Here is a 26040-nt window from a genome sequence, read left to right as displayed (position 1 = left end):
CCGAGGCGGACGCTCCGGCACGGTCGGCCCCAGCGGCCGGCCCTCGGTCACCTGCGTCCCAGCCGGGCCCTGACCGCAGCCAGGGGCTCTCGGAGCTCCGGAACGCGGGCCACCACCAGACCGACCAGTGCGACGCCGCCGACGACCACGGTACCGAGGACGACTTCGACGAGCGAGCCTGCCATGGAGCGTTCGCCCAGGTCGCCGGTCACGATCCGGACAAGACCGCCGACGAGACCGGCCACGACCGAGACGGCGGCGATCCGGGCGAGGGGGGTGAAGGTCTCGCGGGTGCGCAGCCCGCCGAACCGGCGGCGCAGCGCGAGGTCGCCGATGACCCACCCGGCGACGTAGGTGAGGCTCGTGACGAGCATCAGCCCGGCCACGACGAGCTCCGGCTCGACCACCACGGGAACCAGCACGAGCAGCGGCACCCGGACGGCCACCATGCCGATCTGGATGAGCGTGGGGGTGCGGGCGTCCTTCATGGCGTAGAAGACCCGCAGCTGCAGGAGCGTGACCGCCATCGGCAGCAACCCGAACGCGCCGACGGCGAGCGCGGTGCCGATGGCCTGCGCCTCGTCCACCGACGTGTTGCCGCGCGCGAAGGCGAGCACGCCCAGCGGCGGGCCGAGCACGGTGAGGACGGCGGTGACCGGCAGGAGGCCCAGGGCCGAGAGGCGGGTGCCGAGCGAGAGGTCCTCGACCACACCCGGCACGTCCCGACGCGCGGCGGCCCGGCTCATCCGGGGCACCAGCGCGGTGAGCAGCGCGACACCGATGATCCCGTAGGGCATCTGGAAGAGGAGGCTGGCGTACTGGAACGCGGTGGAGCCCAGGCCGCCCGCGCGCTGCGCCGCGTTGGCGATCCGCAGCGCCACCACGACGCCGATCTGGCTCACGGCCACGTAGCCGATGACCCACAGGCCCAGGGTCCCGGCCTCGCGCAGGCCCGTCTCCCGCAGCCCCCACCGGGGCCGGAGCGGGATGCCGGCCTTGCGCAGCAGCGGGACGAGCACGACGGCCTGCACCGCGATGCCGAGCACCGTGCCGATGCCGAGGAGCCACACCAGCCCGGGGGCGATGGTGGCCGGCTCGAGCTCGCCGGGGCCGGCCGCCGCGAGGAACACCAGACCCGTGGCGATCACCACGAGGTTGTTGAGCACCGGTGCCCAGGCGGGTGGCCCGAAGACGCCCCGCGAGTTGAGGATCGCCTGGGCGAACGCGCCGAGCCCGTAGAAGACGATCTCGATCAGCAGCATCCGGGCCAGCCAGTTGGCCACGCGGTACTGCGCCGGGTTCTCGTCGAGGCCCAGCAACGAGGTCAGCAGCGGTGCGGCGAGCATGGCGAGCGCGGTCATGACCAGCAGGCCGGTCAGGGCGATGGTGGCCAGTCGCTGCGCGTAGGCGACACCGTCGTCCCGGTCGCGTTCCTGCGCGTGCACCAGCAGCGGGACGATCACCGAGGTCAGGACGCCGCCGAGGAGCAGCTCGTAGACGATGTTGGGCAGCGTGTTGACGGTGTTGTAGGCGTCGGCGAACAACCCGACGCCCAGGGCGGCGGCGAGCACCATCGTGCGCAGCAGACCGGTGATCCGGGAGACCAGCGTCGCGACCGCCATCGTGCCGGCCGCCCGCAGGATGCCGCCGCTGGCGCCGGGCGCGCCCTCGCGCCGCTCGACGTCCTCGTCGGTCTCCTGCTCGGCGCGCGGTACCGGCGGCAGCACCGGCATGGGGAAGACCTGGGTGTCGTCCGCTGCCGGCACCCAGCGGTGCCGCAGCGGCGGCAGCGGCGGCACTGGCGTGGCCGGTCGTCCCGGCCGGGCGGGCGAGACGGGTGGCAACCGGGGTGGCGACGGCGGCCGGGCCGCGCCGTCCACGACGGCCTCCGCGGGGCCGCCGTCGGTGGTGGGCGGCGCGGCGAAGACCGCGTCGCTCGGCGGGGTCGCCAGGTAGGGGGCCGGTGGCAGCGGTGCGGGAGAGCCCCAGCTGCGGCGGCCCGGTGCCGGCCGGGCGGGTGCCGACGGCGGGGGCAGCGGGAGCGCGCGGGGGCGGTCGCCGCCCTGCGCGCCGTCGACGGCGTCGGGGGGGTTCCCCGGGGATCCGGGTCGCTCGCTCACACCGGGCTCCGCGTGGGGGCGGCGGACAGCCCCGGGGACCCGGGTCCGGCGCCGCCGTCACCCGGAACGGCGCCCCGGCGCCGCCGGAGCACGAAGCGCACGAGGCGCCGCAGGAACAGCAGGCCGAGGAGTGCGGCGGCACCGATGGTGATGGACAGGGAGATCGGGCCGTAGGCGGTGCTCTTGACCTGCATCTCCACCGGGTCGCCCAACGGGCTCCCGGACGGCGTCGTCACCTGCGCGGTGACGGTGAAGCCGCCGGACCGGCGCAGCTCGGTGGGCACCTGCAGGGTCGTGCGCTGCTCGGGCGCCAGGGTCTGCACGCCGATGTCCCCGATGGCCAGACCGCCGCTGGCCGGCGGCTCCACGTGCAGCCTGACGTCGACCGGGAAAGGCAGTGGGTTGTCCACGGTCAGGACCAGCGGCGCGTCGCTGGAGGCGAGGCTGTAGGTGCCGTCGGCCGGGGCGACGACGGTGACGCGCTCCATCACGCCGCCGAGCGTGCCTCGCGCGTCGGCGGCGGCGGCCACGAACTCCTCGGGGTCGTCGCGGCGGAGCACCGAGGCGGCACGGGCGATGCCGGCGTCGTAGGACCGCAGGGCCAGGTCGGCGTTCCCGGGGATCGCCTCGGCGAGTTCTTCCCGGGCGGCCACGGCCTCGGCGAGGACCGCCATCCCGGCCGGGTCGAGGGCGGTGTCCGTGCTCGGTGCGGTGAGCGTGCCGGCGTCGGCTGCCGGTGCGTCGCCGATCGCGGCCACGCTGCCGGCTTGCAGCCAGGGCAGGCCGGCGGTGTCGGAGATCATCGCGCCGGCGCCCTCGACACCGGCATCGAGATCGCGCGGCGGGGCGACGAGCACCGTCTGCTCGCTCCCAGGTGGGGCCTGCAGGTTGAGCGCGGCCAGCTCCGCCAGGTAGCGCTGCTCGGCGATGCGGGGACCGCCCTGCGTCACCTCGGCGGTGCCGACCACGGCGCTCAGCGTGGGGTCGGCGACCAGCACGTCCAGCGCCCCCGCGCCGAACGGCACCGAGCTGCGGGCGATCGCGTCCGATCCGTCCAGACCGACCGCGGAGTCCCCGTCGGTGAGCGCGCCGCTGCCCAGCACCACCTGGTCGATCCCGCCGGCGCGCAGCGTGTCCAGCGTGGCGGGGGCGTAGGACCCGTCGGGGGCCCAGGCCAGGTCGGTGATCGGCGTGACGTCCAGGACGTCGGTGAGGATCGCCGTCCCCGCGCCGGTGTCGGATGCCTCGGCCGGCTCCGCGGGCGGCGCGCCCCCGTCGACGGCGGGGTCCTCGGTCACCGGCGGTGGGCCGGGAGGGTCCTGCGCGGTGCCCTCCGGGGTGCCCGGCAGGCTGCGGGTGACGACCATCGGGAGCCCGGCGGCCTGCAGCCCGTCGGCGTCGACGTCGCCGTAGGGCAGCGCCACGACCGGACGGGTGGCCACCACCGCGCGCAGCCGTTCGAGGAACGACCGGGCCGCGTCGGTGCCGGTGCCGGCGCCGGCCACTCCGTCGACGGCGTAGGGACCGTCGGCCATGAGCGCCAGCTCCTCCACGAGGGCGGGGTCGAGCGCGAGGGTGACCGGCAGGGGTGCGGCGGGCTCGGTGGCGGGCGGGCCGCCGGGCAGCCGCTCGATCACGGTCAGGGCGCGGTCCAGCCGACCGCCGGTGCCCACGGCCTCGGCGAGCCCGTCGTCGACGAAGTTCCCGGAGGCGTCGCGGTGGCTGGGCTCGGACAGGGGCCACAGCCAGGCCACCGTGGTCCGCGAGGAGGGCACGACGGGCTGCTGGACGAGGAAGGTCGACAGCTCGCCGACCCGGCGTTCCTGGTCGCCGTCGACGGTGCCGTTGACGTTGAACAGGACGGGGTAGACGCCGTCCTGGTCCAGCCGGAGCTCGGCGGAGTCGAGCGGGTAGCTGAACTCCACGCTGCTCCCGGGGGCGAGCTCGCCCGGCAGCGGGGTGAACGCCGGCTGCACGGTGGTCGCAGGGTCGGGATCGCTGACCGCCTCGGAGAGCTCGGGCCGGTCGGTGCGGACGTCGCCGCGCTGCAGTCGCGCGGTCAGCCCGGTGATCGGTTCCGCCCCGGTGTTGGTCAACGTGCCGCTGAGGGTGATCAGCGCGCCCGGGGTCACCGTGCGGGGCTCGAAGCGGGCGACGTCGATGCGGACGGGCCGGTCGGCGGACGCGGCCTCGTCCGGGGCGCTGGGGGCCGGTGCTGCCACTGCCGGGGGCAGGCCGGTCGCCGGCGCGAGGAGGGGGGCGCCGAGCACGAGCGCGCCCGACAGCAGCGGGGCGAGCGCGGCCGCACGCCGGACGGCACCCGGCCGGGCGGGAGCGACGGCGGGGCGGCCACCGGCGCGGGTGGCAGCCGGCCGGGTCACGCGCTGTCGGCCAGGAGTCCGGGGGCGCGCTCGACCAGGGCACGCTCGTCGGCGTAGGCCAGCCGGGTGCTGAGCTCCTCCAACGGGACCCAGGCGACCTCGGTGACCTCGACGTCGGCGTCGGAGAGGGCGCCGCCGACCGCGCGCAGGAGGAAGTGATGCACCGTCTTGTGCACCCGGCGGCCCTCGGCGACGAACCAGAAGTCGATGATCCCCAGCGGCGCGACGACCTCGCCGATGATGCCGGTCTCCTCGGCGACCTCGCGGACGGCGGTGTCCTCGGGGGTCTCCCCTGCCTCGATGTGCCCCTTGGGCAGCGACCAGAGGAGGCGGCCACGGCGGTCGGTGCGGCCGATCAGGGCGGCACGGGGCCCGGTCACGCCGTCGTCGGCCACCACCAGGCCCCCGGCGGAGGTCTCGTCGACCCGGCGCAGCCGGCGGCCCGGGCGTCCTCGCCCGCCCGTCCCAGCCATGTCAGGAGGGTAGCGCGCGTCCGGCGACAGCTCCGGGAGCATCGCAGCGAGCAGAAGGACCACGCTGCCCCCCACCGCTCGCGAGCTCGCGGCGGGACCCTGCAGCGGGGCCACGATCATCGGTCGACCGCGCGGAGCCGGACCGGTGTTCTCGTCGGCGACAGCTCCGGGAGCATCGCAGCGAGCAGAAGGACCACGCTGCCCCCCACCGCCCGCGAGCTCGCGGCGGGACCCTGCAGCGGGGCCACGATCATCGGTCGACCGCGCGGAGCCGGCTGGGGCGTTTCCGGGCCCGCACTACGCTGGCTCGTCGTGTCCGCCACCCCGCCGAGCCGCCCCGAGCCCGAACCGGTGCCCCCGGCCGTCCAGGAGACCGTCCGCACCCTCGTGGACCTCTCCCCCGTGCTCATCGAGCTCGGGCAGCGCTTCGCCGCCGCCGGCTTCGAGGCGCACCTGGTCGGCGGCTCGGTGCGCGACGCCCTGCTGGCCGCTGGTACTGGCAGCGCCGGTGAGGTCGGTACGGGCCAAGGTGATCTCGACGTCACCACCGACGCGCGTCCGGAACAGATCCTCGAGCTGCTGCGCGGGTGGGCTCGTTCCACGTGGAACACCGGCATCGCCTTCGGGACCGTGGGCGCCGACATCGGCGGGGTCCGGGTGGAGATCACCACCTACCGCGCGGACCGGTACGACCGGACGTCACGCAACCCGGAGGTCGCCTGGGGGAACTCGCTCACCGACGACCTGGCGCGGCGGGACTTCACGGTGAACGCGATGGCCGTCTCGCTCGGCCCGGACCGGACGGTGACCGATCCCTTCGGCGGCCTGGGTGACCTGCTGGCGAAGCGGCTGCGCACGCCCGGCGCCGCCACCGAGTCGTTCGCCGACGACCCGCTGCGCATGCTGCGGGCCGTCCGGTTCGTGGCCCAGCTGGGGCTGGCCCCCGACGAGGAGGTCGTCGCGGCGATGACCTCGCTGGCCGGCGAGCTCGCCCGGATCACCCCCGAGCGCGTGCAGGCCGAGCTCTCCAAGACGCTGCTGCAGGACGCCCCGCGCGCCGCCCTGGAGCTGTTCGTCGCCGCGGGCCTGGCCGACGTCGTCCTGCCGGAGCTCTCCGCCCTGCGGATGGAGATCGACGAGCACCACCAGCACAAGGACGTCTACACCCACTCGCTGACCGTCCTGGACCAGGCGATCGCTCTGGAGCTCGCCGACGAGGCGCACGAGTCCCCCGACCTGGTGCTGCGGCTGGCCGCCCTGCTGCACGACATCGGCAAGCCGGCCACCCGCCGGCACGAGGACCGCGGCCGCGTCTCCTTCCACCACCACGAAGTGGTCGGCGCCAAGCTGGTCCGCAAGCGGCTGACCGCGCTCCGGTACCCCAAGGACGTCGTCGAGGCCGTCGCCCGGCTCACCTTCCTGCACCTGCGCTTCCACGGGTACGGCGACGGCCAGTGGACCGACTCGGCCGTCCGCCGGTACGTCACCGACGCCGGAGAGCTCCTGCCCCGGCTGCACAAGCTCGTGCGGTCGGACTCGACCACCCGCAACAAGCGGCGGGCCGCGGCGCTGTCGGCGACCTACGACTCGCTGGAGCAGCGGATCGCCGAACTGGCCGCGCAGGAGGACCTGGCGCGGGTACGTCCCGACCTCGACGGCAACGCCATCATGGAGCTCCTCGGCCTGGGGCCGGGTCCCGAGGTGGGGGCGGCCTGGCGCTTCCTCAAGGACCTGCGGCTCGAGCGGGGACCGTTGGACCGCGAGGAGGCCGAGGAGGCGCTCCGGGCGTGGTGGGCCGCACGCCAGCGCTGACCCCCCGGACTGGGCGGGCCGGCTCCAGGAGGGTCGCGACGGTGCCGACATGAGCGGTGTGCACCCCGAGCACCCCGACGACGACGCCCGGCTGCCGGCCTCCGCGACCGGCCGGACGCCGCAGTGGGTCCTCGACGAGCTGGCCGGCCCGGCCCCCGCGCCCCCTCCGGCGCCCCGCCGGCGACGCCGGGGCCGGTGGGCCGTGCCGTTCGTCGCCGTCGCCGTGGCGACGGGGATCGCCCTGACCGATCCTCCGGCGTGGCCCTGGGCGGCGGACGGTCTCCCCGCGCCGGGGACGGCCGCCCCCGCCGTCCCCGCGCGGCCGACCGACCGCCCTACGCCGTCCGGGGCTACGACGCCGTTGGGTAGTCCGCCGGCACCGCCGGCAGCGGGCGGGGCGCACGCCTACGCGGCGCTGCAGGAGGACGGGGTGACGCCGGTCGCCTACGACCCCTGCCGCGAGATCCACTACGTCCTGCGCCCGGCCGCAGCGCCGCCGGGCACCGAGGAGCTGGTGCACGACGCCGTCACCGGGATCAGCGAGGTCACCGGTCTGCGGTTCGTCTTCGACAGCTACACCGACGAGCCGATGGGCGGGCAGCGGGCGCCCTTCCAGCCCGACCGCTACGGGGACCGCTGGGCGCCGGTGCTGATCGGCTGGCAGACCGAGGCAGAGGACCCCACCCTCGCCGGCGACGTGGTCGGAGCCGCCGGGAGCACCGCGGTCTCCCTCGGCGACGGACCCCGGGTGTACGTCACCGGCACCGTGAGCCTGGACGCCGGCCAGGCACCGCGCCTGCTGGCCGAACCGGGGGGCGCCGCCGCCGTCCGGTCGGTGGTGCTGCACGAGCTGGGGCACCTGGTGGGGCTCTCCCACGTGGACGACGACCGGGAACTCATGTACCCCGAGGCCCGGCGCGCGGTGGCCGAGTTCGCCGACGGGGACCGCACCGGCCTGGCCGCGCTCGGCCGGGGACCGTGCGTGCCCGAGCTCTGAGCGACGGGCGGGTCAGCGCCGGACCATGCGCGCGTGCAGCAGGGCGGTGGCGACGTAGCCCGCGCCGATGACGCCGAGCAGCGGAGGAGAGACGCCGGACGCCGGGAGGGTGAACGCCCCCGCCAGCAGCGCGGCGACGTAGCTGACGTTGAACACGGTGTCGTAGACGGAGAAGACCCGTCCCCGGTGGTCGTCGTCGATCGACTCCTGCAGCGTCGTGTCGACGCAGATCTTCACCCCCTGACCCAGGAGGCCCAGGACGAACCCGGCCGCCACGGCGGCCGGGGGCTGCACCAGCAGGCCCAGGCCGACCTGGAGTGCTCCGCCGACGGTCAGCAGGAGCCCGATCCACCGGTGCTTGCCGATGCGCCGCACGGCGGACGGCGTCACGGCTGCGGCGGTGAGCGTGCCCACGGCGATCGCGGCGACGACCTGCCCGAGCCCCACCAGGCCGCCGGGGAAGGCGCCGGCCTCGCCGACGAAGGTGTTCCGGTAGAGCAGCAGGGCCATCAGCGTCAGCAGGCCGAACCAGACGCGGTGCAGGCCGATCGCGGTGAGCGCGGCGGCGGCCGGGCGGTGCCGCCAGGCGTGCCGGGCGCCGGCGACCATGCCGGCCAGCACCTGCGCCGCGGACAGCCGGGCCGAACGCGCCATGTGGTCGGGCCCCAGGTACCCCCGCCGGAAGCCGGCGACGACGGTCGCTGCCGCGAGGTAGGGCAGGGCCGCCGACAGGGCCACCGTGGCGTACCCGGCGTCGTCGGAGCCGGTCAGCTGGAGGAGGACGAGGGCCGCCCCGCCCCCGACCACCGTGGCCACGGCGCCCGACGTCGTCGAGAGGGCGTTGGCCGGAACCAGCGACGTGTCGTCGACCGTGTGCGGGAGCCCGGCCGAGAGCGCCGCGAGCACGAACCGGTTGACCGAGAAGACGGCGAGCCCGGCCACGTAGAAGCCCGTTCCCTGGACGCCGGCGACCACCAGCGCGGCCACCACCGCCACGAGGCCCGCCCGCAGCACGTTGGCGAGGAGGAGGACCTGGCGCCGGCTCCAGCGGTCCAGCCAGACACCGGCGAACGGCCCGACGAAGGAGTACGGCAGCAGGAGGACGGCGAAGCCGGCGGCGATGTCGACCGGGTCGGCGGCGCGCTGGGGGTTGAACAGCACCGTGCCGGCGAGGGCGGCCTGGAAGACGCCGTCCCCGAACTGCGAGAGCAACCGTGTGCCCAGGAGTCTCCGGAAGTCGCGGCGCGCCAGGATGCCCCGCACGGTCGTCCCCGCCTCCGCCACCCGGCCACCCTAGGCACAGGACCCCGTCCCCCTCCCCGCTCGCAGGCTCGCGGCGAGCCTCTGGACGGGGCCGCCTGCCCCCCGCCCCTCGCAGGCTCGCGGCGGGACCCTGCAGGGGGCCGCCGTCCTCCTCCCTGCTCGCAGGCTCGCGGCGAGCCTCTGGACGGGGCCGCCTGCTCCCCGCTCCTCGCAGGCAAGCGGGGCCGGCCGGTCCCCTGCCATCCGCGCGGCCGGGAAGCGACCGTCGGCGTCGAGGTGGGGCACACTGGGGAGGATGTCGCCGGTGCCTCCCCCGCCCGAGCCCGAGTCCGGTCCGCCCTCGCGGCCCGCGACCGGTCGCCGTCGTGCCGCTGCGGTCCCCCAGCTGTCGGTCGGCTGCCTGGACGACGTCCGGGCGGGCGCCCTCCTGGTGGCGATGCCGGCGTTGACCGAACCCACGTTCGCCGGCTCGGTCGTCTACGTCCTCGACCACTCCGACACCGGCACGCTCGGTGTCGTCCTGGGGCAGCCCAGCCAGGTGGAGATCCGCGACGTGCTGCCGGGCTGGTGCGATCTCGCCGTCCCCCCCGGGGTCTTCCACGTGGGCGGGCCGTGCGAAACCGACACGGCGCTGTGCCTGGCGACCGCGGCCGCCGACGTGGTGGCGCCCGCCCTGCGTCCCGTGGCGGGTGACGTGCACCTCGTCGACCTCGACACCGACCCCGAGGAGCTCGTCGGCCGGCTGCGTGGGCTGCGGGTCTTCGCCGGCTATGCGGGCTGGTCACCCGGTCAGCTGGCCGACGAGATCGCCGAGGGAGCGTGGGCCTGCGTCCCGAGCCGGCCCGGTGACGTGCTCAGCGACCTCTCGGGCCCGCAGCTCTGGCGCCGGGTGGTGGGACGGCAGACCGGTCGCCTCGCGGTGCTCTCGTCGGCGACGCCGGATCCCACCGTCAACTGACGCCCCACCTGCCACGCACCGGCAGCGCGATCAGCCGCCGTCTGGTAGGAAGGGACCCGGGAAGGGGCGGTCTGGGGAAGAGGCCGCCCCTTCCCGCTGTCTTCCGACGGTGACGATCCCCGCCCCGGCCGGCCCGGTCAGATGCCGAACGCCTCGGCGATCTCCGGGTGGTCCGCCGCGGCTGCCGTCTCCCCCGCCGTGGGCAGCGCCAGCCGGCGGGTCCCGTGCTCCGCGAGCGTGACGGTCACCTCCATGCTGCCGTCGGCCAGCGGCGTCCGGTACTGCACGAGCGTCCGGTCGGAGTCGTCGACCGCGACGGTGCGCTCGTCCCGGAGCCGGTACACCGTGGTCGGCCGGCCGTCGATCGCCTGCTCCCCGTGCCACTGGTACGGGCCGGTCAGGAAGTCCTCGGGCTCGTCGGGGCGCTCCGCGGAGAGGTTCTGCAGCACCCGGATGACCACGTCGAGCAGCGGCGGTTCCGCCTGCTCCGTCGACAGGGGCCGGCGCAGGTAGGTCGCGGCCGGCGCGCCGTCGGCGGCGAGCGCCTCGGTCAGCCCCGGCACGTCACCGGACCAGAGGTGGTCGCGGTCGAAGAAGAGGGTGCGGGTGTCCCGGTCCTCGCTGTCGACCTCGGTCACCGCCTGCACCTGGCCGACCGCGCGCTGGAAGTCGATCTGGCCGGTCAGCGTGAGCACCGCGTCATCGGAGAACGGCACCGTCACGACGAAATCCGCGCCGCCCTCCTCGTGGTTGCGGTGCAGCAGCTCCGCCAGCACGGCGGCGTCCTCCTCGGTGACCGGCTCACCGGCCTGACGCGGCTCGGTCGTGCACCCGGCGAGGATCAGGAGTGCCAGCCCCGCCGCGCTCGCTCGGGGGACGAGGCGGGGGCGGGCAGGCATGGCGGAAGCGTAGTGAAGGGACCGCCCTGCCCCCGCCACTCGCAGGCTCGCGGCGGGTCCCTGCAGGGCGGCCACCCATCCCCCGGCAGGAAACGCGACAGGGCCCGCATCCCCGGAGGGATGCGGGCCCGGTGACCGTATGGAACGGCCTCCCTGCAGGGCCCCGCCGTGAGCGGAGCGAGCGGGGGGTCCTTACGCGACGTCGCCGCGGATGAAGGCCTCGACGGCGTCCCGGGCCTCGCTGTCGCTGTACTGCACCGGCGGGCTCTTCATGAAGTAGGAGGACGCCGACAGGATCGGGCCGCCGATGCCGCGGTCCTTGGCGATCTTCGCGGCGCGGACGGCGTCGATGATGATGCCGGCCGAGTTCGGGGAGTCCCAGACCTCGAGCTTGTACTCCAGGTTCAGCGGGACGTCGCCGAACGCGCGGCCCTCGAGGCGGACGTAGGCCCACTTGCGGTCGCTCAGCCACGGCACGTGGTCCGACGGGCCGATGTGCACGTTGCCCACGCCCATGTCCCGGTCGACCTGGCTGGTCACGGCCTGGGTCTTGGAGATCTTCTTGGACTCCAGGCGCTCGCGCTCGAGCATGTTCTTGAAGTCCATGTTGCCGCCGACGTTGAGCTGCATCGTGCGGTCCAGCTGCACGCCGCGGTCCTCGAACAGCTTGGCGAGCACCCGGTGGGTGATGGTGGCGCCGACCTGGCTCTTGATGTCGTCGCCGACGATCGGCACACCGGCGGCGGTGAACTTGTCCGCCCACTCCTTCGTGCCGGCGATGAAGACCGGCAGGGCGTTGACGAACGCGACGCCGGCGTCGAGCGCGGCCTGCGCGTAGAACTCGGCGGCCTGCTGCGACCCGACGGGGAGGTAGCAGACGAGCACGTCCGCGCCGGACTCGCGCAGGGCGGCGACGACGTCGACCGGCTGCTCGTCGGACTCCTCGACCATCTCGCGGTAGTACTTGCCGAGCCCGTCGAGGGTGGTCCCGCGCTGCACGGTCACGCCCAGCGGCGGGACGTCGCAGATCTTGATCGTGTTGTTCTCGCTGGCGACGATGGCCTCGGAGAGGTCGCGGCCGACCTTCTTGGCGTCGACGTCGAACGCGGCCACGAACTCGACGTCGGAGACGTGGTACTCACCGAAACGGACGTGCATCAGGCCCGGGACGGACGTGGTCTCGTCGGCGTCGCGGTAGTAGTGCACGCCCTGCACCAGCGAGGCGGCGCAGTTACCGACGCCGACGATGGCGACCTTGACTGACCCCATGACTCTCCTTACTCCTGGACCGTGGTGGTCCCCTGGGCGCGGACCGGGTGTGGTCCGTTGCTGTCTAGGCGGGCTGGCCCGCCGATAGGTGCTGGGTGGTGCGGTGACCGTTGCTAGGTCGGGACGTGCTCCGCAGCGGCCGGCCCGTCGTCCTCGCCCGCGCGGTGCACCGGCCGGTCGCCGGATTCCGCCCGTTCGCTGTCGATGAGCTCGGAGAGCCAGCGGACCTCCCGGTCCACCGACTCCAGACCGTGGCGCTGCAGCTCGAGCGTGTAGCGGTCGAGCCGTTCGCGGGTCCGGGCCAACGAGGCCCGCAACCCTTCCCGCTGCCGCTCCACGGTGCGCCGGCGGCCTTCGAGGATCCGCAGCCGGACGTCGCGCGCCGTGTGGCGGAAGAAGGCCAGGCGGACGCCGAAGAGACCACCGTCGTCGTAGGCCTCCGGGCCGGTCTGGCTGACCAGCTCGTGGAAGCGCTCCTTGCCTTCCGCGGTGATCGTGTAGACCACCTTCCCGCGCCGGCCGGTCAGCGGCGGTGCGTCGGCCGGCAGCAGGGCACGCGGCGTGGGCTCGTCGGTGGAGATCAGCCCGGCCGCCTGCATCCGCCGCAGCGCGGGGTACAGCGAGCCGTAGGAGATGCTGCGCAGCCCGCCGAGCACCGCGGCGAGCTGCTTGCGCAGCTCGTACCCGTGCATCGGGGCCTGGTGCAGCAGGCCGAGGATGGCGAACTCGAGCACGTCGCCCTCCCCGGTCGCGCCTTCAGTCGATGTATCGGCACGATACATCGGGCGTTCCTGCTGCTCCACCCCGGAGCCGTGGGGCGCGTGTGTCACCCGAGGTGAGACCCGTGTTCGGCAGTCCCACGGACGCGGGGCCGGTGCGTACATTGGCCGCCGTGCCCGGACGTCGTTCCGTCGTGGACTACTCGCTGCAGCGGCGAGCCGTCCTCGCGGGAGTACATGCGGGCCGTACCGGGTTGTTCGAGGTGTGCGACGCCAGTCCGTACCTCTCGCGGGCGGCGAAGTACCACGGAGAGCCGACCGACACCGCCTGCCCGGTGTGCCGACGGGAACGTCTCACCCTGGTGAACTACGTGTACGGCGAGCACCTCGGGCCGGTGGCCGGCCAGGCCAAGACCGAGGTCGAGCTCGCCCGCATGGACGCCGCCCAGGACGAGTTCTCGGTGTACCGGGTCGAGGTGTGCCGCGGCTGCGGCTGGAACCACCTGGACTGCTCGTACGTCCTCGGAGCTGAGCCCGAGCCGGGCCGTCGGCCCCGCCGCGGCCGGCGCCGGGCGGCACCCGAGCAGTGACGGGCCGGTCGGCAGGACCCCCGTCCCACGTGCTCCACCTGGCCCGCAACGCGGCGGGCCTGCTCCGCTGCCACAGCTGAAGACGAACCGCTGCGTCCGGGCAGGTGCCCGGCGTCGCCCACCACAGTCCAGGAAGGGGTGCGCTCGTGCCCAGCCACGACGAGACCTCGCCCGTCGCACCGCGGGCCGGCTCGGTGCGCCGGCCGCCGGCCGCCCGTACCCGCAGCACCGGCGGGGGTGGCGGTTCCGGCCGACCGCCTGCGGGAAGACGTCCTCCAGCGTCGCGGGGTGGCACCAGCTCCTCGCGCGGTGCGACCGGGTCCTCGCGCGGTGGCTCGGGCCGCCCCCCGGGCCGTCCGGCCGCCAAGGGCAAGGCGGGCCGTAGCACGAAGCAGCGCCGCACGCGCCGGCTGAAGATCACCGCCGCAGTGATGGGTGGGCTCCTCGCGCTGCTCTGCGTCTTCGTCGGCGTCGTCTACGCCAGCACCGAGGTGCCCAGCCCCGACTCCGTCTCCACGAAGCAGACCACGGTCATCCACTACGCCGACGGTGTCACGGAGATGGCGCGGCTGGGCGACGAGAACCGCACCAACGTGCCGCTGGACCAGATCTCCGAGCCCGCTCAGCGCGCCGTGCTCGCCGCGGAGAACCGGAGTTTCTACACCGACCCGGGCATCTCCTTCACCGGCATCGTCCGCGCGGCGTGGAACAACCTCACCGGGGGCTCCACGCAGGGTGGCTCGACGATCACCCAGCAGTACGTGAAGAACGCCTTCCTGACCTCCGACCAGACGTTCAGCCGCAAGTTCCAGGAGCTGTTCCTGGCGATCAAGCTGGACAACAACTTCTCGAAGGAGCAGATCCTCGAGAACTACCTCAACACCATCTACTACGGCCGCGGCGCCTACGGCATCGAGGCCGCGGCGAACACCTACTTCGGCGTCTCGGCGGCCGAGCTGACCCCGCAGCAGGGCGCCGTGCTCGCCGTCCTGATCCGCAGCCCTTCCGGCAACGACCCCGAGACGAACCCCGAGGGCGCGCAGAAGCGCTGGGGCCTGGTGCTCGACGCGATGGTCGAGGAGGGCTGGCTGACGGCCGAGGAGCGGGCGGCCTCGGTCTACCCCGAGGTGCTGCCCCGGGGCGACTCCCCGCTCGGCACCCCGGAGGGCCCGGAGGGCCACATCGTCAAGGAGGTGCGGCGGGAGCTCCAGGCGCGCGGTTACGACGAGCAGGAGATCAACGCCGGCGGTCTGCAGATCACGACCACGATCAGCAAGCCGGCGCAGGATGCCGCCGTCGCGAGTGCGCGGGCGGCGCTGGACGGTCAGCCGGACAACCTCCGGACGGCCCTCGTGTCCGTCGACCCGCGCACCGGTGGGGTCATCGCCTACTACGGGGGCGAGAACGGCGTCGGCACGGACTACGCGCAGGCGCAGCGGCAGCCGGGCTCGTCGGTGAAGCCCTACGTCCTCGCCACGGCGCTGGAGCAGGGCATCGGCGTCCGCGCGCGGCGCGACGGCAGCTCGCCGCAGACCTTCCCGGATCGTCCGAACCAACCGGTGACCAACTCCGGCGGCACCAGCTGCGCGGCCTGCACGCTGACCGAGGCGATCACCCGCTCGCTCAACACCACCTTCTACGGTCTCGCCTACGAGGTCGGCCCGGAGAACGTTCGGGAGACGATCCGCGCGGCCACGGGCCTCCCCGATACCTGGGAGAGCGGCAACCTCGAGGGCTACACGACGCTGGCCAACGCCGACGGCCTCACCGGCTCCTCGATCGGCATCGGAGAGTACGAGATGCGTCCGATCGACCAGGCCCAGGGCTTCGCCACGCTGGCGGCGGGTGGCGTCTTCCGCGACGCGCACTTCGTCTCCCGGGTCACCGACAGCGAGGGAACCGTGCTCCTGGAAAACGCCCCACCGCCCGGCGAGCAGGTGCTGCCGGCCGACGTCGTCAACGACGTCACCGTCGCGCTGAAGGACGTCGCCTCCTACTCCCGCCGGTCGCTCGACGGCGGCCGGGAGGTGGCCAGCAAGACCGGTACGCAGGGGCTGAACCGCGAGGACAACTCCGACGCCTGGATGGTCGGCTACACCCCGTCGGTGTCCACCGCGGTCTGGATGGGCGCGGATGTCCTGGAGCCGATCAGGACCTCCAGCGGTCAGATCATCTACGGCGCGGGGCTGCCCGGTGCCATCTGGCAGGACTACATGAACGCGGTGCACGCCGGCACCCCGGAGGAGGACCTGCCCGACCGGCCGCTCATCACCGGCGACACCGGTCAGGGCGTTCCCGAGCCGACGACCGAGGCGCCCGCGCCGGTGGACACCCCTGCGGCCCCGCCGTCCACGTCGACCCCGAGCGCACCGACCTCGAGCGCCCCGGCCACCACGACGCCGAGTACCGGCGGCACCGGTGGCACGGACGGCACCGGTGACACGGACGGCACCGGTGACACGGACGGCACCGGCGACACGGACGGCACCGGGGGAACCGGCGGCACGGGTGGGACCGGCGGCACCGGGGGAACCGGCGGCACCGGCGGCACCGGGGGAACGGGCGGCACCGGGGGCACCGGGGGAACCGGCGGGACCGGCGGCACCGGGGAAGGCACGCCCGGCCCCGTCGTCCCGCCGCCGGTCGACTGACCGATCACGCACACTGCTGCCATGCGCAGCACGCCCACGGGCCCGTCCGCCACCGCGGACGGGCCCGTGCTCGTTCCACGTGGAACTCCGCGCGGGTCAGCGCCGGATCGCGTGGTGCCCTCCTGGACCGATCCGGTGGTCCGGCAGGCCAGCGAAGCCGTCGGGGGCCCGTGGGGCCGCTTCGCCCTCACCGGCCGTGCGCTCTTCTGGACGCCGCTGCGCGTGTGCCTGCTGTTCGCCACGCTCGCGCTGGCCGTGGCCTGGGTGAAGCAGGCACCGTGCGCCGACGGCGACTGGTCGGGCTCCGTCCAGTACACGCACTTCTGCTACTCGGACACGGTGCCGCTGTTCGGGCTGCACGGGCTCGGCGACGGCGCCCTGCCCTACCTGGACTCCGCCGTCGAGTACCCCGTGCTCACCGGTGGGTTCATGGCGCTGGGCGCCACCGTCGCCGCCGGCTACGACCGGGCCGCGGCGGCGTCCGGGCTGCTGCCCGCCGTCCCCCCGGTGCAGAGCTACTACGTGGTCACCTGTCTGCTGCTGACCGCGTGTGCCCTGCTCGTGGTGCGGGCCACTCTGGCGCTGGCCGGCCGCCGGCCGTGGGACGCGGCGATGATCGGGCTGTCCCCGCTGCTGGTGGTGCATGCCTTCACCAACTGGGACCTGTTCGCGGTCGCGCTGGCCACTCTGGGGATGTGGGCCTGGGCCCGGCGCCGCCCGGTGCTCGCCGGCGTCCTCCTCGGCCTGGGTGCCGCCGCCAAGCTCTACCCGGCCTTCCTGCTGGCAGTCCTCTTCCTGCTCTGCCTGCGGTCGGGGCGGCTGCGGGTATGGCTGCGCACCGCGGTGGCTGCCGTACTCGCCTGGGCGGTGGTCAACGTGCCGATCGCGATGCTGGCGCCGGAGAACTGGTCGCGCTTCTTCCGGCTGAACAGCACGCGGCCGGCCGATCCCGACTCCCTGTGGAACCTGGCGCTGCACGTCGCCGGCGACCAGCTGCTCGACGGCCCGCTGGCCGAGGGGCAGACCCCGACGGTGCTCAACGCTGCCGTCGCGGTGGCGCTGCTGGCCGGGCTCGCGGCCGTCGCATGGCTGACCTTGGCCGCGCCGGTGCGACCGCGGGTCGCCCAGATCGCCTTCCTGCTGGTCGCGGTCTTCCTGCTCACCAACAAGGTGTGGAGCCCGCAGTACTCCCTGTGGCTGCTCCCCCTGGCCGTGCTCGCCCGGCCCCGATGGCGCTCGCTGCTGGCCTGGCAGGCCACCGAGGCGCTGCTCTGGGTGCCCCGGCTGCTCTGGTACCTGGGCACGGAGAACCGGGGGATCGACGTCGAGTGGTTCCTCCTCGCGGTGACCGTCCGCGACGCGGCCGTCGTCGTCCTCATGGCGCTGGTCGTGCGGGACGTGCTGGATCCGGACCGGGACGTCGTGCGCACCAGCTGGCCCGGGGTGGACGACCCGGCCGGTGGGCCGCTGGAGCACGCTCCCGACCGGTTCGTGCTGCGCCGGTCAGACCAGCGCGTCGCGTAGCAGCGCGATTTCGGCCGCGTGCGCCGCAGCGTCGCCCGGGGTTTCCAGGATCACCGGGCAGCCGGCAGCGCGCGCCACCTCCACCAGCACCTCGCGGGAGATCTCCCCGCCGTCGAGCGGTGCGTGGCGGTCGCGTCCGGAGCCCGCGGCGTCCCGGCTGTTGTTCAGGTGGACCAGGTCGATCCGGCCCGTCACCGCGCGGACGGCGTCGACGGCCGCGCCGAGGTCCCAGCCGGCGGCCCAGCCGTGGCAGGTGTCCAGGACGAAGCCGGCCCCGTACTCGCCGACGGCCTCCCACAGCCGGCCGAGCGCGTCCAGGTCGCGGGCCATCGCGTTGCCGCCCCCGGCGGTGTTCTCGATCAGCACGGGCACGGGGAAGCCGCCCTGCTCGGCCTGACGGGCGAACGTCTTGCGCCAGTTGTCGACGCCCACCGCCGGGTCGTCGCCGGCCAGCACGTGCCCGCCGTGGACCACGAGGCCGCGCGCGCCGACCTCCGCCGCGGCCTGGGCGTGCTTGCCCAGCAGCGTCCGGCTGGGGATGCGGATGCGGTTGTTCGTCGTCGCCACGTTGAGCACGTAGGGGGCGTGGACGAACAGCGCGAGGCCGGACTCGCGCAGCTGCGCGGCATCGGGGCGGGGAGGCGGCGCCTTCCACCCCTGGGGATCGGCGAGGAAGACCTGCACCGCGTCGGCGCCGACCTCCGCCGCCCGGGGCAGCGGACCGGGGACGGGTGCGTCGTCCGCCCCAGCGCCCACGTGTACGCCGATCGGGTGCACGGCCATGCTGATCTCCGGTTTCTCGACGAGATGCGGGTTCACCCGTATCGCGCACGTCACATCATCGTCGAGGCTGTGACCGGGGTGATCCGCCGGTCGTGGTGTCGCCTCGACGTGGAGGTAGCAGAACATGGCAACGGGTCGCCTTCGTCGCTCGGCCCGCCGGGGTCTCGGCGTGGCCGCCCCCAGCTCGCGAGGGGTGGGGAGGGACGGGGTCCTCCACCTGTGGACAGCGCCTGGCCCGCCCTGCTCCGCCGCTGGTAGCCTGGGTGCGCGCGTTCCGGCTCCTGCCGGGGCGCGCGACGCGTGTACGACCCTCCTGCTGCAGATTCCCTGCAGCCGCGAAGACCAGAGGAGGTGGGGTTCTCCGTGCGTCACTACGAACTGATGGTCATTCTCGACCCCGACCTGGAGGAGCGCACGATCGCTCCCTCGCTCGACCGGTTCCTGACCGTCGTCACCAACTCCGGTGGCACCGTCAAGACCGAGATCTGGGGCCGTCGCCGCATGGCCTACGAGATCAAGAAGCACGTCGAGGGCATCTACGCGGTCGTGGACATCCAGGCCGAGCCGGCCGCGGTGGCCGAGCTCGACCGGCAGCTGAACCTCAACGAGTCGGTCCTGCGCACGAAGCTGATGCGGCCCGAGGTCCACTGACCATGGCCGGCGAGACCGTCATCACCGTCATCGGCAACCTCACCGCCGATCCGGAGCTGCGCTTCACGCCGTCGGGCGCTGCCGTCGCCAACTTCACCGTGGCCTCGACGCCGCGGACCTTCGACCGCCAGTCGCAGGAGTGGAAGGACGGCGAGGCGCTGTTCCTCCGCTGCAACGTGTGGCGGCAGGCCGCGGAGAACGTGGCCGAGTCGCTGACCCGTGGATCGCGGGTCATCGTCAGCGGTCGCCTCAAGCAGCGCTCGTTCGAGACGAAGGAAGGCGAGAAGCGCACCGTCGTCGAGCTCGAGGTCGACGAGATCGGCCCCTCCCTGCGCTACGCCACCGCCAAGGTCACCCGCGCCTCGCGCGGTGAGGGCGGCGGCGGCTTCAGCGGCGGCGGTGGCGGCGGCGGTGGTGGTTTCGGCGGTGGCGGCGGGGCGAGCGACCCGTGGTCGACGCCCGCCGGGCCGTCGGACGAGCCGCCCTTCTAAGAGGACCCTCCTGCCCCCCACGCCTCGCTCCGCTCGGCGTGGGCCCCTGCAGGAGGGCCACCCCAGGTCACCCACGCACTTCCCTCACTGGAGATATCAGTGCCCAAGCCCCCTGTTCGCAAGCCCAAGAAGAAGGTCTGCCAGTTCTGCAAGGACAAGGCGACCTACATCGACTACAAGGACACGACCCTGCTGCGGAAGTTCATCTCCGACCGCGGCAAGATCCGTGCCCGCCGCGTCAGCGGCAACTGCAGCCAGCACCAGCGGGACGTCGCCACGGCCGTGAAGAACAGCCGTGAGATGGCCCTGCTGCCCTACACCTCGACGGCGCGCTGATCATGAGCACGATGAAGCTGATCCTCACGCAGGAGGTCACCGGTCTCGGGTCCTCCGGCGACACCGTCGAGGTCAAGGGCGGCTACGGCCGCAACTACCTCCTGCCCCGCGGGCTGGCCATCGTCGCCACCCGGGGTGCGGAGAAGCAGGTCGAGTCGCTGCGCCGGGCGCGTGCCACCCGCGACGTCCGGTCGCTCGAGGAGGCGCAGGCCGTGGCCGGTCGCCTGTCCGGGCTGACCGTCCAGGTGCCGGCGCGCGCCGGTGACGGTGGCCGGCTGTTCGGCCGGGTCACCACCGCCGACGTCGCCGCTGCCGTGACCGCCGCCGGTGGCCCGGAGCTCGACCGTCGCCGGATCGAGCTGCCCAGCAGCATCAAGACCACGGGCCAGCACACCGTCACCGTGCGGGTGCACCCGGAGGTCAACGCTCAGCTGACCATCGAGGTCGTCGCCAGCTGATCGAGGCCCCTCTGCCGCCCGCCGCTCGCGACGGGACCGGGCAGAGGGGCGCCCCGTCCGCGCTCTCCCCGTGCTCGCTCGGGGTGAGCCATCGGACGAAGGCACCTCCCACGAGGGGCGTCGGACGCAGGTCCGGCGCCCCTCGTGGCGTCTGCGGGGCCTGGTCCCCTGACGCCTCCGCCGTGCCCCTGCCGGACCCCCCTGCTCGGCGTGGCCGGCCCGCCGGGTGCCCTGAGGACCGCTCTCGCGCCGTCCGACCGGGGCAGGGTGCCTGGGAGGGCGGGGATCAGCCGGCGCCCGCCACGGGGGCGCTGGGGCGGTCATCGCGCGCCGTCCACGAGGTGGCCGGCCGGTCACGACGCCACGTCCGGAAGGTGGCCGGCCGACCTCGCGGAGGGGACCGGTGCACCGGTGTGGCTCCTGGTACGACACCTCGGATTTTCTTCCTGGGTTTTCTCCGTCCACACCCGGTGGGCAGCGTCCCTGCAGGTCAGCTGGCGGATGACCGCCGGCGCGGAGCGGCTGTCCCCGTACTCCTCCACATGTCGACATGCGTCCGTCCACCGACTTGTCCACAAGTTGTGCAGATCGGTGTGCACACCGGTGGTGGACGTGGCCCGCGCTGCTTCCTAACGTCCTCTCCGGCCACCGAGCGGACGTGACTGTCAGTCCCCTCCGGTAGGCAGGAGCCGAACACGTGTTCGGCATGGCGCCGTCCGCCGAGCTCGCGTACTTCCCCTGCGCGTGGTGGTGATGCGGGCGCGCCCGCAAGGAGATGGAGGTACCCCCGTGGCGGTGGCCGACGAGTTCAGCCGACCGTCCGCGACAGCGCCGGCGTACGACCGGCAGCCGCCGCAGGACGTCGCGGCGGAGCAGTCGGTGCTCGGCGGCATGCTGCTGAGCAAGGACGCGATCGCAGACGTCGTGGAGGTGCTGCACGGCAACGACTTCTACCGGCCGGCGCACCAGGTGATCTTCGACTGCATCCTCGACCTGTACGGGCGGGGTGAGCCGGCCGACGCGATCACCGTGGCCGCGGAGCTCAACCGCACCGACCAGCTGTCGAAGATGGGCGGCGCGGTCTACCTGCACACGCTCATCCAGTCCACGCCGACGGCGGCCAACGCCGGCTACTACGCCGCGATCGTCGCCGAGCAGGCGGTGCTGCGACGGCTGGTGGAGGCCGGTACCCGGGTCGTCCAGCTGGGCTACGGCGCAGCCGGTGGGAAGGGCGACGTCGACGACATCGTCGACCGGGCCCAGCAGGAGATCTACGACGTCACCGAGAAACGCATGAGCGAGGACTACTCGCGCCTCGAGGACGTCCTCCAGCCGACGATGGACGAGCTGGACGCCATCGCCTCCCGCGGCGGCACGGCCCGCGGTGTGCCCACGGGCATCCGCGACCTCGACGAGCTGACCAACGGCCTGCAGGCGGGCCAGATGGTCGTCATCGCGGCCCGTCCCGGCGTGGGCAAGTCGACCCTGGGGCTGGACATCGCCCGGTCGGCGACGGTGAAGCACGGGCTGCCCGCGGTCATCTTCTCGCTGGAGATGAGCAAGCACGAGATCACCATGCGTCTGCTGTCGGCGGAGGCGAAGGTGCCGCTGCACCACATGCGCGCCGGCTCCCTCTCCGACGAGGACTGGGCCAAGCTCGCGCGCCGGATGGGGGAGGTCGCCGACGCCCCGCTCTACATCGACGACTCGCCGAACATGACGATGATGGAGATCCGGGCGAAGGCGCGGCGGCTCAAGCAGCGCAACGACCTCAAGCTCGTGGTCATCGACTACCTGCAGCTGATGACGTCGGGCAAGCGCGTCGAGAGCCGCCAGCAGGAGGTCTCGGAGTTCTCCCGTGCGCTCAAGCTGCTGGCCAAGGAGCTCGAGGTCCCGGTGATCGCGATGTCGCAGCTGAACCGTGGGTCGGAGCAGCGCCAGGACAAGAAGCCGATGCTCTCGGACCTCCGCGAGTCCGGCTCGATCGAGCAGGACGCCGACATGGTGATGATGATCCACCGCGAGGACATGTACGAGAAGGAGTCCCCGCGGGCCGGCGAGGCCGACATCATGCTGGTCAAGCACCGCAACGGCCCGACCGCCAACGTCACGGTCGCCTTCCAGGGCCACTACAGCCGCTTCGTGGACATGGCGAACTGAGCCGACCGGCTGTACGGCTGGGCGGGGCCCGGGACCGGTCGGTCCCGGGCCCCGCGGCATCTGGGGGGCACGGGGTCCGGTCGTGCTCGGCAATCCGTGCTGGTAGCCCCCGTGATGGGCTGCGAGCACCGTGCACGAACCCATCCGCGCAGCGCAGCGCCACGGTCTGCACCGATGCAGCCGGCAACCATTGTGGCCCGTGTCACCAGTGGGTTAGGAAGAGGTCCCCTCAGGCATAGGAGACCCGTTGTCCTCACATCCCTGGCGCCGGACGACCGCGTCGGTCATCAGCGCCCTGGCTGCGGCGGTGACCGTCACGGCCACCGCCTCCCCCGCGCTCGCCGCCCCCGCACCGGCCCAGCCGGTATCGGTCTTCCCCACGAACGACCTGACCGTTCCCGACCGGCAGCAGCTCACCGGCCTGCGGGTCGCCCTGCCGACGGAGAACTGCGGCACCGTCGTCACCTGCGGTCTCGTCGAGCGGCTCAACCAGCTCGACGGCTTCGACCTCGACCCGCGCATCGCCGTCCGCTTCAGCGCCCCGGTCGACCCGGCCCAGGTCGCCGAGCGGATCACCGTGCGGCAGGAGCGCGGCGGGTGGCGCACCGGCGTCGACCGCGTCGTCTGGGACCCGGCCACCAACACGCTGTACGCCCACCCCGTGGAGCAGCTCGCACCGGGCACCACGTACCGCATCGACGTGCAGGCCGGGCCGGCGAACTCGGCCACCACCGAGACCTTCACGACGCTGAGCGCCACCGACGGACTGCTCGACCTGAACCGGCAGATCCAGTCGAACCGCGCGCTGCGCGAGCTCGGGATCGCGCGCCCCGGGCTGGAGATCGACGGCGTCGTCCCGGTGACGGGCTCGACGGTCACCTTCGTCCCCGACCGGCCGGCTCCCGGCACGCCGGGGGGCACCCCGGCCGGGCCGAGCGTCCAGCCGATCAACCTCCTGCCCGCCGGCAGCACGCTGGTGTTCGGTTCCTACCAGGCACCGTCCTGGCTCACCCCCGACGGCACCATCACCCAGACGCCGACCCGGGACGACGGTCCGGCGCCGGTCGAGGCCGACCGCCTGCCCTTCGTCGCCGTCCTCCCGCCCGGCCCCGCGCCGGACGGCGGCTGGCCTACCGCAGTCTTCGGGCACGGCTTCACCGGCTCGACGACCAGCGTGTTCCTCGCCGCCCTCACCAACTCCCGCAGCGGCATCGCGACCATCGGGACCAACGTGGTCGGGCACGGGTACGGCCCGGAGAGCACCTGGCAGATCACCACGGCAGCGGGCGAGACCCGGACGTTCCCGAGCTACGGCCGGGGCGTCGACCAGGACGGTGACGGGCTCTTCGGCAGCACCGAGGGCTCCTCGGCCACGGGCGCAGCCGGTGCGGTCTCGTCCCGGGACGCGCTCCGCCAGACCGCGGCCGACATCATGACGCTGGTCCGCTCGCTGGGCGGAACGGACGTCGACGGCGACCGGCGCGGCGACCTGTCCGGCGCGCGGGTCACCTACTTCGGGCAGAGCTTCGGTGGCATCTACGGCACCATGCTCGCCGGCGCCGACCGGGCGATTGCCCGCTCGGTGCTCAACGTGCCCGGGGGCCCGATCAGCGAGATCTCGCGCCTCTCGCCGGCCTTCCGGCCGCTCACCTTCCAGGCGCTCCAGGCCGCGGGTCTGGCGCCCAACAGCCCCGACGCCAGCCGCTGGTTCTTCGAGGAGCAGCTGCCGCTGCGCGGTGAGGGCCCGGTGACCGCGACCGCGCCCGGTGCCCTGGCCATCCAGGACTACCTGGCCAAGGCGACGTGGCTGACCCGGCCCGGCAGCCCGGAGACGTTCGCGCCGCTGATCCGGCACGACCGGGTGCTGGTCCAGGTCGCGTTCGGTGACCAGACGGTGCCGAACCCGACGTCCTACACGCTGGTCGACGCCGGTGACCTGTGGTCGCGGACGAGCCTCTTCCGCAACGACGAGGCCACCACCGCCGCGCTCAACCCGCACGGCTTCCTGCTGGACGTCGCGCGGTTCCCGGTGGCCGCGATGCAGGCCCAGGGGCAGGTCGCGGCATTCCTCGGCCGCGGGGAGGTCGTCGACCCCGATCTCGACGGCCCGGTGTGGGAGGTGCCGATCAGCGACCCGACGTTGCTGTGGTCGCTGAACTTCCCCGGCCAGGGCTGATGCCCTGAGCGCCGGGGGGCGTTGCACGCGAGAGGCCCAGGACCACGACGGTCCTGGGCCTCTCCCGTTCACGGCCCTGCCCCGAGGCTCACCCTGAGCGAGCGAAGGGTGAGGTGGGCGGGGTCCTTTCTCAGGCGGCGGCGCGCATCAGCTCGCGGCGGACCTTGGGCCCGCCGGTGGTCATCTTGTACAGCTTGGCCAGCTGCGCCGGGGCGTTCTTCGGCGTCGTCTCGGCGAGCCAGCCGTTGGGCAGCGAGAGCCGGATGACCTTGTGCCACGCGCTCGCGACCTGCTTGTACAGCGGGGCGGAGTGGTAGGTCAGGTCGTAGCGGTCGAAGATCTCCTTCACCCGCGGGGCGATCTCGGCGTACCGGTTGCTCGGGAGGTCGGGGAACAGGTGGTGCTCCACCTGGTGCGACAGGTTCCCGGTCATGATGTGCATGGCCTTGCTGCCGGAGATGTTCGCCGAGCCCAGCATCTGGCGGAGGTACCACTCGCCGCGGGTCTCCCCCTCGATCGAGGTCTTCTCGAAGGTCTCGACGCCCTCGGGGAAGTGGCCGCACATGATGACCGAGTGCGACCACAGGTTCCGCACGACGTTGGCGGTGAAGTTCGCGGCCAGCGTCGGCAGGAACGACGGGCCCGACAGCAGCGGGTGGACGACGTAGTCCTTGGCGGCCTGGTTGCGGATCTTCTTCAGCACCTGCTTGGCGGCAGCCCGGAACTTCGGGTCGTTGCGCCGCTTCTTGGTCGCCAGGTTCTTGCCCAGCTCCAGGTCGTACGCGGCGATCCCGTACTCGAAGAAGCAGGCGTTGATGAAGTTCCACAGCGGCTGCGCCAGGTACAACGGGTGCCACTTCTGGTCCTCGTCGACGCGCATGATGCCGTAGCCGAGGTCGTTGTCCTTGCCGACGACGTTCGTGTACGTGTGGTGCAGCTCGTTGTGCGAGTGCTTCCACTGCGCGGCCGGGCTGGCCATGTCCCACTCCCACGTCGTGGAGTGGATCTTCGGGTCGCGCATCCAGTCCCACTGGCCGTGCAGGATGTTGTGCCCGATCTCCATGTTCTCGAGGATCTTGGCGATCGAGAGGCCGGCGGTGCCGAGCACCCACGCCGGGGGGAACTTGGAGAACAGCAGGACGGCGCGGCTGCCCAGCTCGAGCTTGCGCTGCACGTCGATGACCGTGCGGATGTACTTCGCGTCGTCCTCACCGAGGCTGTCGCGCACCTCCTGCCGGATGGTGTCGAGCTCCTTGCCGATGAGCTCGATGTCCTCGGCGGTCAGGTGGGCGATCGGGTTCTCGGGCTTCTTCTGCAGAACGGTCATGT

The 26040-nt window shown here is 73.4% G+C and carries 21 protein-coding genes; 12 read left to right on the top strand and 9 right to left on the bottom strand.

Annotation, left to right across the window (positions count from 1 at the left end; all coding sequences use genetic code 11):
• Positions 1–47: 47 nt before the first annotated feature.
• Genes murJ through ACI8AG_RS03955 form a run of 3 tightly spaced genes read right to left on the bottom strand, consistent with a single transcriptional unit; the run spans position 48 to position 4974 of the window.
• Positions 48–2120, bottom strand: a complete 2073-nt coding sequence (gene murJ / locus ACI8AG_RS03965; RefSeq protein ID WP_456596002.1) for a murein biosynthesis integral membrane protein MurJ — start codon at positions 2118–2120, stop codon at positions 48–50.
• On the bottom strand, positions 2117–4501 hold the full coding sequence (locus ACI8AG_RS03960) for a DUF6049 family protein (protein ID WP_456596001.1): 2385 nt from the start codon (positions 4499–4501) through the stop codon (positions 2117–2119). Before ACI8AG_RS03960 ends, murJ begins: the two co-directional genes overlap by 4 nt.
• Positions 4498–4974 (bottom strand): NUDIX hydrolase, encoded by a 477-nt coding sequence (locus tag ACI8AG_RS03955; protein WP_091930860.1) that lies wholly within the window; start codon positions 4972–4974, stop codon positions 4498–4500. Before ACI8AG_RS03955 ends, ACI8AG_RS03960 begins: the two co-directional genes overlap by 4 nt.
• A gap of 312 nt (positions 4975–5286) precedes the next feature.
• Here ACI8AG_RS03955 and ACI8AG_RS03950 point away from each other — a divergent pair, with 312 nt between their 5' ends.
• Complete coding sequence (locus ACI8AG_RS03950) at positions 5287–6786, top strand: CCA tRNA nucleotidyltransferase (protein ID WP_456596000.1); 1500 nt, start codon at positions 5287–5289, stop codon at positions 6784–6786.
• Positions 6787–6835: 49 nt separating this feature from the next.
• The gene (locus tag ACI8AG_RS03945; protein ID WP_456595999.1) at positions 6836–7783 is read left to right on the top strand and encodes a matrixin family metalloprotease; all 948 of its coding nucleotides are present in this window, start codon (positions 6836–6838) and stop codon (positions 7781–7783) included.
• Between the two features lie 12 nt (positions 7784–7795).
• On the opposite strand, the gene ACI8AG_RS03940 is transcribed toward ACI8AG_RS03945, so the two are convergent.
• Complete coding sequence (locus ACI8AG_RS03940) at positions 7796–9067, bottom strand: MFS transporter (protein WP_456595998.1); 1272 nt, start codon at positions 9065–9067, stop codon at positions 7796–7798.
• A 283-nt stretch (positions 9068–9350) separates the two neighbouring features.
• Here ACI8AG_RS03940 and ACI8AG_RS03935 point away from each other — a divergent pair, with 283 nt between their 5' ends.
• Complete coding sequence (locus ACI8AG_RS03935) at positions 9351–10004, top strand: YqgE/AlgH family protein (RefSeq protein ID WP_456595997.1); 654 nt, start codon at positions 9351–9353, stop codon at positions 10002–10004.
• Between the two features lie 137 nt (positions 10005–10141).
• On the opposite strand, the gene ACI8AG_RS03930 is transcribed toward ACI8AG_RS03935, so the two are convergent.
• The 3 genes from ACI8AG_RS03930 to ACI8AG_RS03920 all read right to left on the bottom strand — a co-directional run bounded on the left by ACI8AG_RS03930 (position 10142) and on the right by ACI8AG_RS03920 (position 12906).
• Complete coding sequence (locus ACI8AG_RS03930; RefSeq protein WP_456595996.1) at positions 10142–10903, bottom strand: hypothetical protein; 762 nt, start codon at positions 10901–10903, stop codon at positions 10142–10144.
• A gap of 192 nt (positions 10904–11095) precedes the next feature.
• On the bottom strand, positions 11096–12172 hold the full coding sequence (locus tag ACI8AG_RS03925) for an inositol-3-phosphate synthase (protein ID WP_456595995.1): 1077 nt from the start codon (positions 12170–12172) through the stop codon (positions 11096–11098).
• A gap of 113 nt (positions 12173–12285) precedes the next feature.
• On the bottom strand, positions 12286–12906 hold the full coding sequence (locus ACI8AG_RS03920) for a PadR family transcriptional regulator (protein ID WP_456595994.1): 621 nt from the start codon (positions 12904–12906) through the stop codon (positions 12286–12288).
• Between the two features lie 158 nt (positions 12907–13064).
• On the opposite strand from ACI8AG_RS03920, the gene ACI8AG_RS03915 reads away from it, so the two are divergent.
• From ACI8AG_RS03915 to ACI8AG_RS03905, 3 genes are all read left to right on the top strand, one after another.
• Positions 13065–13481, top strand: a complete 417-nt coding sequence (locus tag ACI8AG_RS03915) for a DUF5318 family protein (RefSeq protein WP_456589613.1) — start codon at positions 13065–13067, stop codon at positions 13479–13481.
• A 431-nt stretch (positions 13482–13912) separates the two neighbouring features.
• Entirely contained in the window at positions 13913–16132 is a 2220-nt protein-coding gene (locus ACI8AG_RS03910; protein ID WP_456595993.1) for a transglycosylase domain-containing protein, read from the top strand.
• A gap of 114 nt (positions 16133–16246) precedes the next feature.
• A complete protein-coding gene (locus ACI8AG_RS03905; RefSeq protein ID WP_456595992.1) occupies positions 16247–17656 on the top strand; it encodes a glycosyltransferase family 87 protein in 1410 nt (469 codons plus the stop codon).
• Here the strand turns inward: ACI8AG_RS03905 and ACI8AG_RS03900 are convergent.
• Positions 17636–18439, bottom strand: a complete 804-nt coding sequence (locus ACI8AG_RS03900) for a deoxyribonuclease IV (protein WP_456595991.1) — start codon at positions 18437–18439, stop codon at positions 17636–17638. The two genes, ACI8AG_RS03905 and ACI8AG_RS03900, sit on opposite strands and share 21 nt — an antisense overlap.
• A 363-nt stretch (positions 18440–18802) precedes the next feature.
• Here ACI8AG_RS03900 and rpsF point away from each other — a divergent pair, with 363 nt between their 5' ends.
• From rpsF to ACI8AG_RS03870, 6 genes are all read left to right on the top strand, one after another.
• Positions 18803–19090, top strand: coding sequence for a 30S ribosomal protein S6 (gene rpsF / locus ACI8AG_RS03895; RefSeq protein ID WP_236826531.1), 288 nt, complete (start codon positions 18803–18805; stop codon positions 19088–19090).
• A gap of 2 nt (positions 19091–19092) precedes the next feature.
• Positions 19093–19581, top strand: a complete 489-nt coding sequence (locus ACI8AG_RS03890) for a single-stranded DNA-binding protein (protein WP_456589617.1) — start codon at positions 19093–19095, stop codon at positions 19579–19581.
• Between the two features lie 99 nt (positions 19582–19680).
• Positions 19681–19917 (top strand): 30S ribosomal protein S18, encoded by a 237-nt coding sequence (gene rpsR / locus ACI8AG_RS03885; protein ID WP_073422051.1) that lies wholly within the window; start codon positions 19681–19683, stop codon positions 19915–19917.
• Between the two features lie 11 nt (positions 19918–19928).
• Positions 19929–20375, top strand: coding sequence for a 50S ribosomal protein L9 (rplI, locus tag ACI8AG_RS03880; RefSeq protein ID WP_456589618.1), 447 nt, complete (start codon positions 19929–19931; stop codon positions 20373–20375).
• 789 nt (positions 20376–21164) lie between these two features.
• Positions 21165–22535 carry a replicative DNA helicase gene (gene dnaB, locus ACI8AG_RS03875; protein ID WP_456589619.1) on the top strand — a complete coding sequence of 457 codons (1371 nt, stop codon included), beginning with the start codon at positions 21165–21167 and terminating at the stop codon, positions 22533–22535.
• A 247-nt stretch (positions 22536–22782) separates the two neighbouring features.
• Positions 22783–24711, top strand: coding sequence for an Ig-like domain-containing protein (locus tag ACI8AG_RS03870; RefSeq protein WP_456595990.1), 1929 nt, complete (start codon positions 22783–22785; stop codon positions 24709–24711).
• A gap of 130 nt (positions 24712–24841) precedes the next feature.
• Here ACI8AG_RS03870 and ACI8AG_RS03865 read toward each other — a convergent pair whose 3' ends face one another.
• Positions 24842–26038, bottom strand: a complete 1197-nt coding sequence (locus ACI8AG_RS03865) for a fatty acid desaturase family protein (protein ID WP_456589621.1) — start codon at positions 26036–26038, stop codon at positions 24842–24844.
• Positions 26039–26040: the final 2 nt, after the last annotated feature.

This window comes from Blastococcus sp. SYSU DS0552 (assembly GCF_054050815.1).
This window is presented reverse-complemented; position numbering and strand designations above follow the sequence as displayed.